Annotated in this window: 14 protein-coding genes and 1 tRNA gene; 12 read left to right on the top strand and 3 right to left on the bottom strand. The window is 35.2% G+C overall.

Annotated features, from left to right (window positions below):
• Positions 1 to 100 precede the first annotated feature (100 nt).
• A complete protein-coding gene (locus tag V8G61_RS07785) occupies positions 101 to 661 on the top strand; it encodes a YqgE/AlgH family protein (RefSeq protein WP_394874974.1) in 561 nt (186 codons plus the stop codon).
• Here the strand turns inward: V8G61_RS07785 and V8G61_RS07780 are convergent, their stop codons facing one another.
• The gene (locus V8G61_RS07780; RefSeq protein ID WP_394874972.1) at positions 662 to 1501 is read right to left on the bottom strand and encodes an aminotransferase class IV; all 840 of its coding nucleotides are present in this window, start codon (positions 1499 to 1501) and stop codon (positions 662 to 664) included.
• Positions 1502 to 1562: 61 nt separating this feature from the next.
• Positions 1563 to 1949 (bottom strand): START-like domain-containing protein, encoded by a 387-nt coding sequence (locus tag V8G61_RS07775; protein WP_394874971.1) that lies wholly within the window; start codon positions 1947 to 1949, stop codon positions 1563 to 1565.
• A gap of 132 nt (positions 1950 to 2081) precedes the next feature.
• Here V8G61_RS07775 and V8G61_RS07770 point away from each other — a divergent pair.
• The 11 genes from V8G61_RS07770 to V8G61_RS07720 all read left to right on the top strand — a co-directional run bounded on the left by V8G61_RS07770 (position 2082) and on the right by V8G61_RS07720 (position 12229).
• Positions 2082 to 2155: transfer RNA gene (locus V8G61_RS07770), tRNA-Met, on the top strand.
• Positions 2156 to 2660: 505 nt separating this feature from the next.
• On the top strand, positions 2661 to 3068 hold the full coding sequence (locus V8G61_RS07765; protein WP_394874969.1) for an RDD family protein: 408 nt from the start codon (positions 2661 to 2663) through the stop codon (positions 3066 to 3068).
• A 208-nt stretch (positions 3069 to 3276) separates the two neighbouring features.
• Positions 3277 to 4671 carry a S41 family peptidase gene (locus tag V8G61_RS07760; protein WP_394874967.1) on the top strand — a complete coding sequence of 465 codons (1395 nt, stop codon included), beginning with the start codon at positions 3277 to 3279 and terminating at the stop codon, positions 4669 to 4671.
• A 128-nt stretch (positions 4672 to 4799) separates the two neighbouring features.
• A complete protein-coding gene (locus V8G61_RS07755; RefSeq protein ID WP_394874966.1) occupies positions 4800 to 5831 on the top strand; it encodes a medium chain dehydrogenase/reductase family protein in 1032 nt (343 codons plus the stop codon).
• Positions 5832 to 5921: 90 nt separating this feature from the next.
• Positions 5922 to 6317 (top strand): VOC family protein, encoded by a 396-nt coding sequence (locus V8G61_RS07750; protein WP_394874965.1) that lies wholly within the window; start codon positions 5922 to 5924, stop codon positions 6315 to 6317.
• Positions 6318 to 6551: 234 nt separating this feature from the next.
• Positions 6552 to 7361 carry a hypothetical protein gene (locus V8G61_RS07745; protein WP_394874963.1) on the top strand — a complete coding sequence of 270 codons (810 nt, stop codon included), beginning with the start codon at positions 6552 to 6554 and terminating at the stop codon, positions 7359 to 7361.
• Between the two features lie 135 nt (positions 7362 to 7496).
• A complete protein-coding gene (locus V8G61_RS07740; RefSeq protein WP_394874961.1) occupies positions 7497 to 8306 on the top strand; it encodes a DUF6090 family protein in 810 nt (269 codons plus the stop codon).
• Positions 8307 to 8362: 56 nt separating this feature from the next.
• Complete coding sequence (locus V8G61_RS07735) at positions 8363 to 9127, top strand: DUF6090 family protein (RefSeq protein WP_394874959.1); 765 nt, start codon at positions 8363 to 8365, stop codon at positions 9125 to 9127.
• Positions 9128 to 9440: 313 nt separating this feature from the next.
• Positions 9441 to 10898 (top strand): PAS domain S-box protein, encoded by a 1458-nt coding sequence (locus tag V8G61_RS07730; RefSeq protein ID WP_394874957.1) that lies wholly within the window; start codon positions 9441 to 9443, stop codon positions 10896 to 10898.
• A gap of 12 nt (positions 10899 to 10910) precedes the next feature.
• Positions 10911 to 11558 (top strand): dienelactone hydrolase family protein, encoded by a 648-nt coding sequence (locus V8G61_RS07725; protein WP_394874955.1) that lies wholly within the window; start codon positions 10911 to 10913, stop codon positions 11556 to 11558.
• 11 nt (positions 11559 to 11569) lie between these two features.
• Complete coding sequence (locus V8G61_RS07720; RefSeq protein WP_394874953.1) at positions 11570 to 12229, top strand: phosphoribosyltransferase; 660 nt, start codon at positions 11570 to 11572, stop codon at positions 12227 to 12229.
• Here V8G61_RS07720 and V8G61_RS07715 read toward each other — a convergent pair.
• Positions 12211 to 13551 (bottom strand): erythromycin esterase family protein, encoded by a 1341-nt coding sequence (locus V8G61_RS07715; RefSeq protein WP_394874952.1) that lies wholly within the window; start codon positions 13549 to 13551, stop codon positions 12211 to 12213. The two genes, V8G61_RS07720 and V8G61_RS07715, sit on opposite strands and share 19 nt — an antisense overlap.
• Positions 13552 to 13581: the final 30 nt, after the last annotated feature.

Raw genomic sequence — 13581 nt, 5'->3', positions numbered from 1 at the left:
AAATAAAGCCTTCAATTTTGAAGGCTTTTTTTGTATAAAGCAAAATACTTTGTTTATTACAGAAATAAATATTAGATTTAAATGTTAAATTTCCATTAAAATGGTAACAATAAAACCTAAAAAAGGTGACTTGCTCATAGCCGAACCTGCTATTATTGGAGATGTATCTTTTAACAGATCCATTGTCCTATTAGCAGATCATACGGAAGACGGTTCTATTGGTTTTATCCTCAATAAACCTTTGGAATATACCGTTCAGGATTTAATTCCTGAATTGGAAGCAACGTTTAAAGTCTATAATGGCGGTCCCGTAGAGCAAGATAACCTGTACTTTATTCATAAAGTTCCAGACCTTATCCCGAACAGTATTGAAATCTCTCTTGGTATTTTTTGGGGAGGCGATTTTAGTAAAGTTGCCGAATTGATTAAAAACGAATCCCTCCAGGAAACAGACATCCGTTTTTTCCTTGGGTATTCAGGTTGGGATAAGTCACAACTTGAAAATGAACTAAAGGCCAGTTCTTGGGTAGTCACCGAAAACGTTTATAAAAAAGAGATCATTGAAAAAGATTATGAATCTTTTTGGAAGGAAAAAATGTTGGAGTTTGGTGGCGAATACAGTATTTGGTCTAACGCCCCTGAAAACCCGAGCTATAACTAGTTAGGCAGTAATTCTTTCGTTTAATTTTTCTATCAGTTTTTCGGAAACATCCGTTGTAAACACCTTTTTCCTGTATTTACTTATGGGTTGTATGCCCCATATGACATTAGTGATGAAAAGTTCATCGGCCTTCTGAAGTTCAAAGGGTGAAATGGATGCCTCTTCAAAGGTGTATTCTTTCCAAGACTTTCCAAGCTCTAAAATTTGCTGACGCATAATGCCTTTTAAACAACCATCGGCTAAAGGCGGCGTTTTTATGGTGTTTCCCTTTACTAAAAAAATATTGCCATTTAAGGCTTCAACCACTTGTTTTTCGGTATTCAATATCAGGCAATTATTCAAACCATTTTCTTTGGCATAAATACTGCCAACGATATTCAAAGCTTTGTTATTGGTTTTTAAGGTCGATAATAAAGACGGTGACAAGTAATAATCCTTAAAAAGATCTACCTCGTACGGTTCCTTATTTAAGGCGTAGACATCTGATTCTAAAACACTCACCGAGATCACGAATTCAACATCATTGGTTTCGGGAGTATATAAACCGCCATCCTTGCGATATACAATCACTTTTACACGAGCCGTATTATTTTCAAGTCCATTCGCCTTTAAACTCTTTATAATTTCCGCCTCCAAAAATTCCATAGTAAAACTCATGGGGATTTCCATTCGCATAATACGCATAGAGGCCATTAAACGGAAGTAATGATCTTCCCAAAACAACACCTTGCCTGAAGTATATTTAATGGTTTCAAATATGGCGTCTCCGTAATTTAAACCGCGATTATTAGCTGATATAAATTGATCGTTTTCCTGAATTGTACCGTTAAAATTTTGCATAAAAAAAGCTCATTCTTAAGAATGAGCAAAGATACTTTATATTATATAATTTACCGCCTTTTTAAGCAGAACCTAACACTTGTTTTAGATCAGAAATTTGATTTTCCCAAAGCATTTTAGCTTCATCGAGTTCGTCTTCTTCTACAAAATCTGTAACCATTAACGAAACGTCTTTTGTAATCTCATCAACCTGAATCCGGATTTCGAAATAATAGATTTCATCTTCATCGTCGACCCAGCGAAATTTAACACTTTCACCACTCTTCTTTCTAATTAAACGAGCCTTCTCTTCACTGCCATCCCAAATAAACGTAAAATATTCCCCTCTGGAATTAACATTATCTGAAAACCATTCCGACAATCCTGAAGGTGTCGATATATACTGATAGAGTAATTGTGGCGATGCATGTATAGGAAATTCTAATTCGAATTTAATTTTGTCGTCCATAAATAGTAGTAAAATTTATTGATGCCCAATATATACATTAATTGATAAGTTTTACAACAATTTAATGGAATATTTTCGAGAATTTATGTTTGCATGGATTAATAATGTTATTATCTTTGCAGCCTTAAATATGGCGAGGTAGCTCAGCTGGTTAGAGCGTCGGATTCATAACCCGGAGGTCGGGGGATCGTGCCCCCCTCTCGCTACAACAACAAAAGTTCAACACCTAGTGTTGGGCTTTTTTTTATACGCATTACCCGGAGTTTGCTGCTGGGTATAAGTGAATAAAAGCCGAACCTGCCAACCGGTAGACTGGTAAAAAATGCCTTGGTATTTGTGAAGGCAGACTGTAAAGAACAGAAATTTCAGACCAATACCAAAAACCTAAATGCCGGGAGCTCAAAGCGAAATAGGGAGAGTGCGTTCGCTCTCCTATGTGAGCCAATTTCGATTATTTTACTTTTAACCAATATTCTAAAGATAAGAGACATTGATCTTCAAATTCATTAATAACTGTAAGATTAATTGACTCAAAGTGACCCCCGTAAAAGAATAATAAAAGACTCCAAAAGTTCTTGTTATCCAGAGATAAAAATCCAAAATGGTGTATATTTACCTATATATAAGGAGTTGTAAGCAAGCAAAAATAGCAATCATCTGAATTCAATATTAGAAAATAGAATTAAAGCAATTTTAGTTGATTATCTCATCATGTGTGTAATCGGATTATTAATTTTTGCAATAAATGACAATCTATATCTTGGAATAATGATTGTTTATATAATTACAATGAATAAAGACTTTCTTAACGGAAAAAGACTTTTCGGAATCCAAGTACAAAATCTGACTGACCAAAAAGCTTCAGAATGGAAATGTTCATTGCGGAATTTTTTGCTCATAATCCCAATAGATTTTCTGTTTACAATTTTTAGTCCTACGCGAAGAATTGGAGACCGAATTGCAAAAACTAAAATCGGAATTGAAACAAAGCAAAATTTAAAAACAATTAGTTCGGAATTGAAAAATTATCGAATTAATAAAGAATTAGTTTTCGGAATAATTTTCGGAATTGCCAATATTTATGGACTTTTATGGTTATACGGAATAATATTATCGTGAATAGAAAAGCCAGCTTACAACACCGTGTAAAAAACATTGCTTATTTTAGTTCAATCGTTTGGTCGTTGCTTTGTTTGCTAGCTTCTAATTTTCCTTCGGAAAATCCTCGCACTCAAACACGCAACGTTCCTTACGCATAAACGTTGTTCCTGCTAAATACAAAGTAACATTCGAAGAATTCATTCGTCATTAAAAAAACAAACAATTAATGAGGAACCCTTATATCATTGCATTTTTCCTTTTTGCAATATTTTCGCAATATTCCAAAGCCCAACTATCTGAAAAGAATTTTAGTCGAAATGACATTATAGAAGATTTAGATTATCTTCATAACTCATTAAAAGATGCTCACTATAATCTCTACGCCTATACTTCAAAACAAGACTTTTCGAAGAATTACCAGAATGTAAAACAATCCATAACTAAGGATTCTATTACTCTATTACAAGCCACCACTATGTTTCAAAAAGTGATATCATTGGCAAATAACGGACATACGGAAATAGAATTCCCTGGAGCTTCTTACGCAACATATGCCTATAGTGGAGGAACAATATTTCCCTTAGAAATTGCTTTTGAAAATAACAAAAGTTTAATCCGAAAAAACTTTTCCTATAATCCTGACATTAAAATTGGTTCGGAAATAATAAGTATAAACGGGGTATTAATGAAAGATATTTTAGCTGAAATTTACCCACAAGTTTCAGCTGAAAGAGCATACTTTAAAAATGCAAAAATAGAAATGTTTTCGTTTCCCAGATTATATTGGCAAGTATTTGGAAAGCAAGATAACTTTCAAGTTGAAATTCTCTCAAATGGAACTGTCAAAAAACATTCAATAAAAGCGGTAAACCTCATAGAAGATTATGAAATGAAAAGAGCCGAAATATTGAATGCTAAGATGGAATTAAAGTTTATAGATCAATCTGCCTATTTAAATCCGGGCAACTTTTCGGGCGACGAACAAGGGTATCAGAAATTCATTGATTCTGCTTTTGTAGAAATAAAACAACGTAACAGTAAAAATCTAATAATTGACCTTAGAAATAATGCTGGTGGTAATGACTCTTTTAGTGATTACTTAGTATCCTATATTGCTGATAAGCCCTTTAAATGGAATTCGGAATTTAAAATAAAAACAAGTCAATTTCTTAAAGACCATACAAGGAAACACAATGACACTACAGCTGCTTATTTTCAAAATATACTCGCTCATAAAAATGGAGAGCGATACAACTATGACTTTGATGAATACCAGCCTCAACCAAAACCTAAGAGGTTTCAAGGAGCGGTGTACGTTTTAGTCAACAGACAATCACATTCGCAATCGGCCGTTACAGCTTCTCAAATTCAAGATTACAAGTTTGGGATTATTGTTGGGGAAGAAACAGGCGATTTTCCAACACTTTATGCTTCACAATTTCAATACTCATTACCTCGTACAGGAATTGTAGTTAAAGTATCTAAAGGACAAATTGTTCGTGTAAATGGTAGTAAAAAACAAGAAGGCGTTAAACCTGACATTAGGATTAAAGACCACTTGTTGGATGAAGAAGATGAGATATTAAATGGTATTTTGAAAAAACTGAATCGAAAGTACTAAACACAGCAATGGCTCTAAATATTTGTTTCTTCTCACCAACTTCTGAAAATCCAACTAAATTTATAATTTGGGATGTATTTACTAAATTAGTTGGGTAAGCCACTCAACAACTCATAGCCGGAGACGTCATGAGTAATAAAAGTAAAAAGATCATGAGCTACAGGTATATCAGCTTAAAAGAATTTGGTGGTCCTGAGGTATTGGAATTAGAAATAAAAGAAAACCTCCCCGAACCGAATGAAGGTGAAGTTAGAGTCAAGGTATTGGCGACTAGCATCAATTTTACCGACACCTTAATCCGAAGAGGCATTTATCCCGATGTAAAAGCGAAGCCTCCCATTACGCCAGGTTATGACATGGTGGGAATTGTAGACAAGCTTGGTTTTGGAGTAACTGATTTTACAGAAGGACAAAAAGTAGCAGAACTGACCGTTATTGGAGCTTACTCAGAATATTTAATTCTACCTGCCAAGCAGCTAGTTCACGTACCAGAAAATGTAAATGCGGTCGAGGCAGTCTCAATGATTCTCTCTTACGTGACAGCCTACCAAATGCTAACCCGGTCAGCAAACATTAAAGAAGGAAATAAAATACTCATTCACGGAGCAGGTGGGGCTGTTGGTAGTGCCTTATTACAAATTGGATCTTTATTTAATTTGAAAATGTTTGGAACTGCATCAGCCGACCAGCATGACATCCTAAGAGAATCAGGTTGTCATCCAATTAATTATAAGTCTGAAGATTTTGTTCAGGTAATCAGGGATTTAGAACCAAATGGACTCGATGCCGTCTTTGACCCCTTTGGTGGAGACCACTTTAAACGTTCCATTAAAACACTGAACAATAAGGGAAAATTAGTTGCATTTGGAGCTTATAATGCAAAAACACAAATGGACCTAATAAAGAGTTTTTTACGTGTGCAAATATGGAATTTAACGCCTTGGATGCCTTCTACCAGCTTCTACTCCATTGGTTCGTGGCATAAAAAGCGTCATGGTTGGTTTGAAAGTGACTTAAAAAAGCTTTTTGTCCTACTATCAGAAAAAAAATTGAAACCCCTAATATCCAAAACCATTAAAATCGAGGAAGCTAAAGAAGCACATGAATTAATTGAAAAAGGAGGGTTAAAGGGGAAACTTGTTATAAAAATGAATAATTGAAAAAACTCCCCACATCAACGGTTATGGCACATGCCCTTAGAAACACGGATCATACATAAATCGTTGGAAATCATTTAAAAATCATAGAAAATGAAAGTAACACTAATTAGTATTCCGGTTAGAGACCAAGAAAAAGCCTTGAAGTTTTATACTGAGAAATTAGGCTTTATTAAAAAGAAGGACGAACCTGTGGGTGGTGGAAATAGATGGTTAACCTTGGTTTCAAAAGATTGGCAAGAGGGACCAGAACTATTGTTGGAACCAGCTCCTAATCATTTTGAACCATCAAAAATTTATCAAAACGCATTGAAAGAAGCGGGAATTCCCTGGACCCAATTTGACGTCGACGATGTGGATTCTGAATATGAACGACTGAGGGATCTTGGTGTCGAATTTAGTGTTAAACCGACTGAAGCAGGAAATGTGAAATATGCCATTCTCAATGACACTTGTGGAAATTATATTCAACTCGTGCAGTTATTATAAAAAACACTACTTCCACTAAACGGTTTAAAACATAGAACGGACAATGGTTTCCGCAAGTTTTGGATATTCAATGAAAGTAGAACTAAATATTTGAAATATGTGGAATAAAAAACGTTGGATATCATGAACTAAAATCAATTGCTTACAACCAAGCAAACCCAAAAAATGCTATCTTTAACTCGAAGCGAAATGCCGGTCAAAGCGCTGTACATCATTATAACCAACCACTAACCAATGATAAAATTCTTTAGAAAAATTAGACAGAATTTACTTTTAGAAGGTAATACTGTTAAGTACTTCAAATATGCTATTGGAGAAATTGTGCTTGTTGTTATTGGTATTTTAATTGCATTACAGCTTAATAATGCAAAAGAAAATTGGCAGAGGGAAAAATTAAGGCAAGAGCTATTTATAGAATTGCGATCAAGTATTATGGAAGACACTCTTTCCCTGAATAGAGAAAAGAACAGATTAAAATCGGCTTATATAAATGCCATGCTCTTAAAACGGGTTATAAAGGAAGATTTACCTTATACAGAATCATTGGATTCTTCTTTAGCTTTAATTCGACGGGCATCAATTATTACGGCTGATTACAAAATTTACGATAGACTATTGGCTCTTGGCATGGATGTTATAAATGATAAAGACTTAAGTAATGAAATTGTCCATTACTATGAGGATTCCAAAAATCAGGAAAATACTGGAGAAGATGCCATTAAACTGTTAAAAGAGCGAATCTATCCGAATTATTTTATAAGCTATAGCGGTTCTAAAGCGGTGCCAGAGGATTTTGAAAAGTTGAAAAAATCTAATGAATTTAAAATAGCGCTTGACTATTCTTCAAGGAGTTCATATTCTTTAATAGGACGATCTGTTCACAGAAAAAATCTAGCTACGGAAATTCTTAAAATTTTAGATAAAAAAATTACAACTGACAGGCATTTGCTGGATAAAGAACCTTATATAAGAACCGCGAAAAAGGACACAATTGACATGACAAGAGAATATGATAAATTAAAAGCTATTATTAATGATTTATGAAAGTACTATTCCACCTATAATCAATGACAATTCTAATTTACTCACAAAAGTCCTTGGATGTTTCTTATTAGATTGTATACCCGCAACTATTCTTGCATGAAGCCATTGGGCTTCATTGAAACCAACCACTAACCAATGATAAAATTCTTTAGAAAAATCAGACAAAAGTTACTCAATGAAAATAAATTCAGTAAGTATCTACTTTATGCATTCGGAGAAATTATTTTGGTGGTTATTGGTATTTTGATTGCATTACAGATAAATAATTGGAATACGGAACGCATTAACAATAATCGTGTTAAGCAGTATGCGAAATCGTTAATTCAAGACCTTGAAAATGATATTGCTATGATTAATGTAAGTCAGTTTCAAGCGAAAAAAAGTTTTAAAAAAATAGATAGTTTAAGAAGTTATATTCTTTCTAAAGATCTATCCGAATTGTCAAATACCGACTTTTTCGTACTTACCCATGACATTATGTATCGACCCTATATGTGGAATAGATCCACTTTTAACGAAATGAAAAACTCGGAAATACTTCATAATTTTAAAAATGACAGCTTAAAGAAAAAGTTAATAGCTTATGAATCATTTTCATACCACTTGGATGAGGATTTTGATCAGGATATGACGAATGCACATAAGGCCGAGGAAGTTACAAGTGAAATTATGGATTTGAATAATCCATATTTTTCTCAAATGTTAGTTTTGGAAAATGAAAGATTTAATGATCCTACTTTAGACCTTTTTAAAACGATAGAATACCAAAAAGCAAAAAAAGAAGATCGTGTATTTCAAATTACTGATGAAAATAATTTAAAAAAGTTCGTTAACGCTTATATACGAATTCAGGATTCATATAGAATTAGGGCATTTAAAGAGATGGACGAGATTAAAGGAAATGCTAAAGAGATTATACAATTCCTTAATTATGAATCGCAATAATTAAAAAACGAAAGCATAGCCTAGTCCATGCCCTTCATTATAATTGATAAACACTCATGATAAAATTCTTTAGAAAAATTAGACAGAATTTGCTTTCAGAAGGAAAAACTGTTACGTATCTCAAATATGCCATTGGGGAGATTGTTCTTGTGGTCATTGGAATTTTGATTGCGCTACAAATTAACGATTGGAATGAAAACAGGATTAACCGAAAACAAGAACATCAAATACTGTTGCAACTTAAAAGTGAATACACCGAGAACTTAAACGAACTTGACAATAAAATTACGATGCGAAATAATATGATTGACGCTGCGTATAGAATACTTTCGGTTAAAGAGGGCCTTCAGGAAAATGTCCCTATTGACAGTATTGGGTTAGATTTATTAACTTTAAATAGCACACCTACTTTTGATCCCGTTATTGGAACAACAAATGAAGTATTATCATCAGGTAAATTGTATCTATTAACTAACGACACCCTAAAAACCTTGCTTACCAATTGGTCTGGACAAGTAAATAGGCTTACGGAATACGAGCAAGATTTACGTAACTATAGCATTAATCATTTTTTTCCTTACCTAACAAAAAACCATAGTATTAAATTATTGTTTAATGGATTATGGTGGACAGATAAATTCAATTTTAAAAATAAAGACAAACGTATTGCGGTCAATAAAATAATTGAAGATGATGACATCGACGATTATATTTTGACCATAACCGAACAATGCGGCATTACTAATAATGAAGCCGTGCATGTTAGAAACAACATAGAATCAATCTTGGAATTGATAAACGCTAACCTTGATAAAAAATAACGAAAGTATAGCCTTATTATTAACCAATACTCATGATAATATTCTTCAGATAAATTATACGAAATTTATTTTCAGGAGTTAAAACTGGTGCGTATTTTAAATATCCTTTGGCGAAATTTTAAAGGCATTAGCCTTTGTTTACGAAATAATTCTACAATCATACATTAAAGTAAATTTAAGCCCTGCTATCAAAATGATATTCATCATTTTATCTCCTTTTAACATTTCATAGTTTTACTAAGAACCGCAAAACCATAGCATCGAATGCTTTGGCTTAACATGTTTTAGGACTTTCATTTTAACACTTTATCATGTGAAACTTTCAGCTAAAATTCGAATTACCTCAGGTTACATCATTAACATGATCGTTATATTGGCTATAGGCATCATTCATTTGAACCAGGTAACCACAAGATCCGAGAATTTACTTTGGAATTGGGTCCTGTTCGCGCTTGTTGTGCTATCTATAGGAATGCTCACAACGGTTTTCTTTATGCTCAAAAAGCAACTCAAAGCGAAAAAAATATACGAAATGGAACTGCTAAAAAACCAAAAGTTATTGCAATCTATTATCGACAACACCTCCAGCCCTATTTGCGTTAAAAAATTAAATGGCGAATACCTCCTTGTAAACCAGCAATATCAGAAATTATTTCAATCTAAAGAACAAAACCTCATAGGTAAAACAAATCATGATTTTCTTGAAAAAGAGGTGGCCGACCGCTATCGTAATTCTGATCTGGAAGTTATTAAAGCTGAAAACGAAATTCATATTGAAGAAACCATCGAACAGGCGGACGGCGTGCATACCTACCTATCTGTTAAATTTCCCTTGTTTGATAGTTCAAACAGAATCTATGCTATCGGAACGATCGCTACCGACATTACAGATCGTAAAAAAACAGAGCAATCTCTGAAAGCCGCTAATAATTTTTTCAATTTATCTATTGATAGTCTGGTTATCGCCAATAACACCTCCTTCATAAAAGTCAACCCTTCCATCAGTAAAATTTTAGGCTATAGTACTTCAGAGCTTTTAGAAAAACCGTTTTCTTCTTTTATTTTTCCTGAAGATATCTCAAGAACTTTCGAAGAGATCAAAAAACTTGATAAAGGAGAAAACATTATCAATTTTAAAAATCGATGGGTGTGCAAGGACGGTTCTGTAAAGTGGCTTACTTGGAATGCTACTTTAGATAAAAGCACGAACCTTATTTACGCCGTTGTACATGATATTACTGAAGAAATTAAACTCAAAAATGAAGCTGAAGAAGAACGTAATGAATTACTGGAAAGTCAGCAAAAAATGAACATGATCATTGAAAATATCAGTGATGGGGTTATCGTTGCCAATTCGGATAAACAGGTTTTATTAGCTAACCATAGTGCCAATGAACTTTTTAATATTGAGGATGATTATAGTATTTCTTTTAATTTCTCCAATCATTTTGACGTGTTTTATCCCGACGGAAAAACCACCTTTCCTTCCCAGGAATTACCAGCACAAAGGGCTTTAGCCGGCGAAATCACAAACGATGTAGATGTTATCTTAAAAAACTTGGAAACCAAAGAAAAACGTCGGGTGTTATTGAGTGGAAGACCTATAGCGAACAGTCAGAATGAAGTGGTAGCGGTTGTAGTAACCATAAAGGATATCAGCGTTTACAAAAAACTAGAGGAAGATCTTGAAAAAAAGGACTTGGAGTCACGATCTATGATCGGATATAAACTTGAGCACGTTAAAAAACGGAAAAATCCACAAAAAGATTAAATACACAAGGTTATGAAAACATTAGAACAGCATCCCGTGTCTATTACGATCGGAGATAAACAATTAAAAGGTATTTTAAGTATTCCAGAAGATGCGAGAGGTTTAATTATATTTTCGCATGGGAGTGGCAGTAGTCATTTGAGTCCACGAAATCAATACGTTTCCAACCAATTGAACGATAATGAATTTGCTACCTTACTTTTCGACCTATTAACACCTGAAGAAGATCAATTTTATAACAACCGTTTTGATATCAAATTATTGAGCAAACGCTTGATCGAGGTTACACACTGGACGGAAAACCAAGCCAATTTGAAGGATCTACCCATAGGTTATTTTGGAGCAAGCACAGGAGCAGCTTCAGCGCTAAACGCTGCTGGTAGTTTAAAATCAAAAATCAAAGCCGTGGTATCTCGCGGTGGACGTCCTGATCTGGCTGATGCCGAGCAATTGAATAAGGTTTCCGCAGCCGTTCTGCTGCTTGTTGGTGGTTGGGACAGGCAGGTGATACCGCTAAATCAAATGGCCTATCGTTTTTTGAATGAAAATTCCAAACTTGAAATTATTCCCGAAGCCACTCATTTATTTGAAGAACCCGGAAAACTCGAAGATGTGACCTATGCCTCCATCGAATGGTTTCGACAAAATCTAATCCCTTAATACTAAAAATCATGTTTACCAATAGAGTTCAAGCAGGCCAATTATTAGCAGCGGCCTTAGGAGATTATAAAAACAGTAATTCTGCGGTTCTGGCAGTTCCACGAGGCGGATTGCCTTTAGGGGCCATAATCGCAAAAGAGTTGAATTTACCTCTGGATATCGTTCTTACTAAAAAAATAGGACACCCCTATAACAAGGAATACGCCATAGGGGCCGTTAGTTTAAAAAGTAAAATTCTGGATCCTGAAGCCTCAAGATCAGTTTCAAAGGTCTACATCGATGAAGAAATAATAAAATTACGAAGTGCCTTGAAGGAAAAGATGAATATTTATTATGACCGTGATGAACCTTTAAAACTCAAAGGAAAAACCCTGATCGTTGTGGATGACGGTATTGCCACCGGAAATACCATTTTAGCTACGGTTCAACTTCTAGCAAAAGAAAGACCGAAAGCCATTATTATCGCTATTCCCGTATCCTCCAGATCGGCGATAACCAAGCTGCAAAACGCACCTGATGTTTCTAAAATAGTTTGCTTATTGCAACCCGATAATTTTTATGCCGTTGGTGCTTTCTATAAGGATTTCACTCCTGTTTCAGATCTGGAAGCCATTCAATTATTAAAAGAAAACAAGAATAATCAAAAGATGAATTACACACCCCAGGGATAGGTTTCCGGAATTTGATGACCGTCAGGTTTTATGTGCACAGGATGAAGTGCTGAAGAGGTATCGATGTGAATAAATCCATCATAGCGTAAAGGAATATCACTTGGGACGTAATTTCCAAAACGCTCGTATTCCGGTTGATACACAACACCAATTGCCCGGTGGTCCAACCGTGTTTTAAAGGTAGGATCATTTTGCCATACATCGGTTGTAAATACCAGATCTGCACCGTCACCCGCTTGATGCAAAATAGCCTCCCAGCTATCTTCAGCCGCTTTCGGAACATTCATAATCTCCATGGCGTCCCCCCATTTTCGTCCGGCGATCACGGTGCCTTGATAAGTACCGAAACCTACTTTAAACACCTCATCAGCATGATGATAGATCGATATAAGCTCACCGATATTCACCATACCCTGCCGACTCATGTCTGTAGCTCTCGCATCGCCCACATGCGTATTATGTGCCCAAACGATGGCTTTAGCTTCATCACCATGAAAATCCATGAGGCGCTCCAGCGTTTCAACCATATGACGATCTCTGACATTCCAGGACGCTCCGCCACCTTTGATCATGGTCCGATAATATTTTTCTGCATTTACCGCTACCAGGGCATTCTGTTCGGTATTAAATACAGCTTCAGGATCGGTATTATAGGAAGTGATTTTAGTTCTAACATCTCTTAAGAGATCAACCACTTCGGTCTCGCAGGTTTTCGGAATAAGCCAGGTAGCCCTGGCATAATCTGTACCCTCGTAACCAAAAGGCTCAAAACATTTTACAGCCTCCTGTGCTTTTATATAAGCAGCATGATCTGTTTTTTCGAGGTATTGCATTAAAGCTTCCAGAGATTCGCCCAAACTGTAAACATCCAGACCGTAAAAACCAACTTTACGGGTTGTTGCTTTTTTTGTATTAAAGTCTTTCAACCAGTTAATAAATTCAATGACTTCCCAATTAGCCCACATCCAGGTTGGCCAGCGGTTGAATTCGCGGATCGTGTCATAAGCATTGGAAGGGTGATCGCCATAGTTTTTTACATAGCGGTTTACTCGATAACAATCGGGACTATCGCCCTCCACGCCAACAAATGAAAAACCTTTCTCCTCAATCAAACGTTTGGTAAGGATAGCACGCCATAAATAGAACTCATGAGTACCATGGGTCGCTTCGCCAAGAAGGACGTATCTAGCATCTCCAATGCGTTCTATTAAAACATCTAGATCTTTTGGTTTTGATAGGGTTCGAGCGTGTTTCTTCACCTTGTCCACCAGTGCCTTTGTGCTCTTATAATAGTGTAACGCATTATCGGTTTCTGTTTTCATAATCTTTTGGCTTTTTATTAATTCTTACGC

Origin of the sequence: Gaetbulibacter sp. M240 (assembly GCF_043876815.1) — a bacterium.
Classification (GTDB): domain Bacteria; phylum Bacteroidota; class Bacteroidia; order Flavobacteriales; family Flavobacteriaceae; genus Gaetbulibacter_A.
The sequence above is the reverse complement of the archived record's forward strand: the minus strand, read 5'-3'. Positions and strand labels throughout refer to the sequence as shown.

Excerpts from the sequence above, each read along its gene's own strand:
- V8G61_RS07785 (WP_394874974.1), top strand. The coding sequence starts at position 101 with ATGGTAACAATAAAACCTAAAAAAGGTGACTTGCTCATAGCCGAACCT.
- V8G61_RS07780 (WP_394874972.1), bottom strand. The coding sequence starts at position 1,501 with ATGCAAAATTTTAACGGTACAATTCAGGAAAACGATCAATTTATATCA.
- V8G61_RS07775 (WP_394874971.1), bottom strand. The coding sequence starts at position 1,949 with ATGGACGACAAAATTAAATTCGAATTAGAATTTCCTATACATGCATCG.
- V8G61_RS07765 (WP_394874969.1), top strand. The coding sequence starts at position 2,661 with ATGTGTGTAATCGGATTATTAATTTTTGCAATAAATGACAATCTATAT.
- V8G61_RS07760 (WP_394874967.1), top strand. The coding sequence starts at position 3,277 with ATGAGGAACCCTTATATCATTGCATTTTTCCTTTTTGCAATATTTTCG.
- V8G61_RS07755 (WP_394874966.1), top strand. The coding sequence starts at position 4,800 with ATGAGTAATAAAAGTAAAAAGATCATGAGCTACAGGTATATCAGCTTA.
- V8G61_RS07750 (WP_394874965.1), top strand. The coding sequence starts at position 5,922 with ATGAAAGTAACACTAATTAGTATTCCGGTTAGAGACCAAGAAAAAGCC.
- V8G61_RS07745 (WP_394874963.1), top strand. The coding sequence starts at position 6,552 with ATGATAAAATTCTTTAGAAAAATTAGACAGAATTTACTTTTAGAAGGT.
- V8G61_RS07740 (WP_394874961.1), top strand. The coding sequence starts at position 7,497 with ATGATAAAATTCTTTAGAAAAATCAGACAAAAGTTACTCAATGAAAAT.
- V8G61_RS07735 (WP_394874959.1), top strand. The coding sequence starts at position 8,363 with ATGATAAAATTCTTTAGAAAAATTAGACAGAATTTGCTTTCAGAAGGA.
- V8G61_RS07725 (WP_394874955.1), top strand. The coding sequence starts at position 10,911 with ATGAAAACATTAGAACAGCATCCCGTGTCTATTACGATCGGAGATAAA.
- V8G61_RS07720 (WP_394874953.1), top strand. The coding sequence starts at position 11,570 with ATGTTTACCAATAGAGTTCAAGCAGGCCAATTATTAGCAGCGGCCTTA.
- V8G61_RS07715 (WP_394874952.1), bottom strand. The coding sequence starts at position 13,551 with ATGAAAACAGAAACCGATAATGCGTTACACTATTATAAGAGCACAAAG.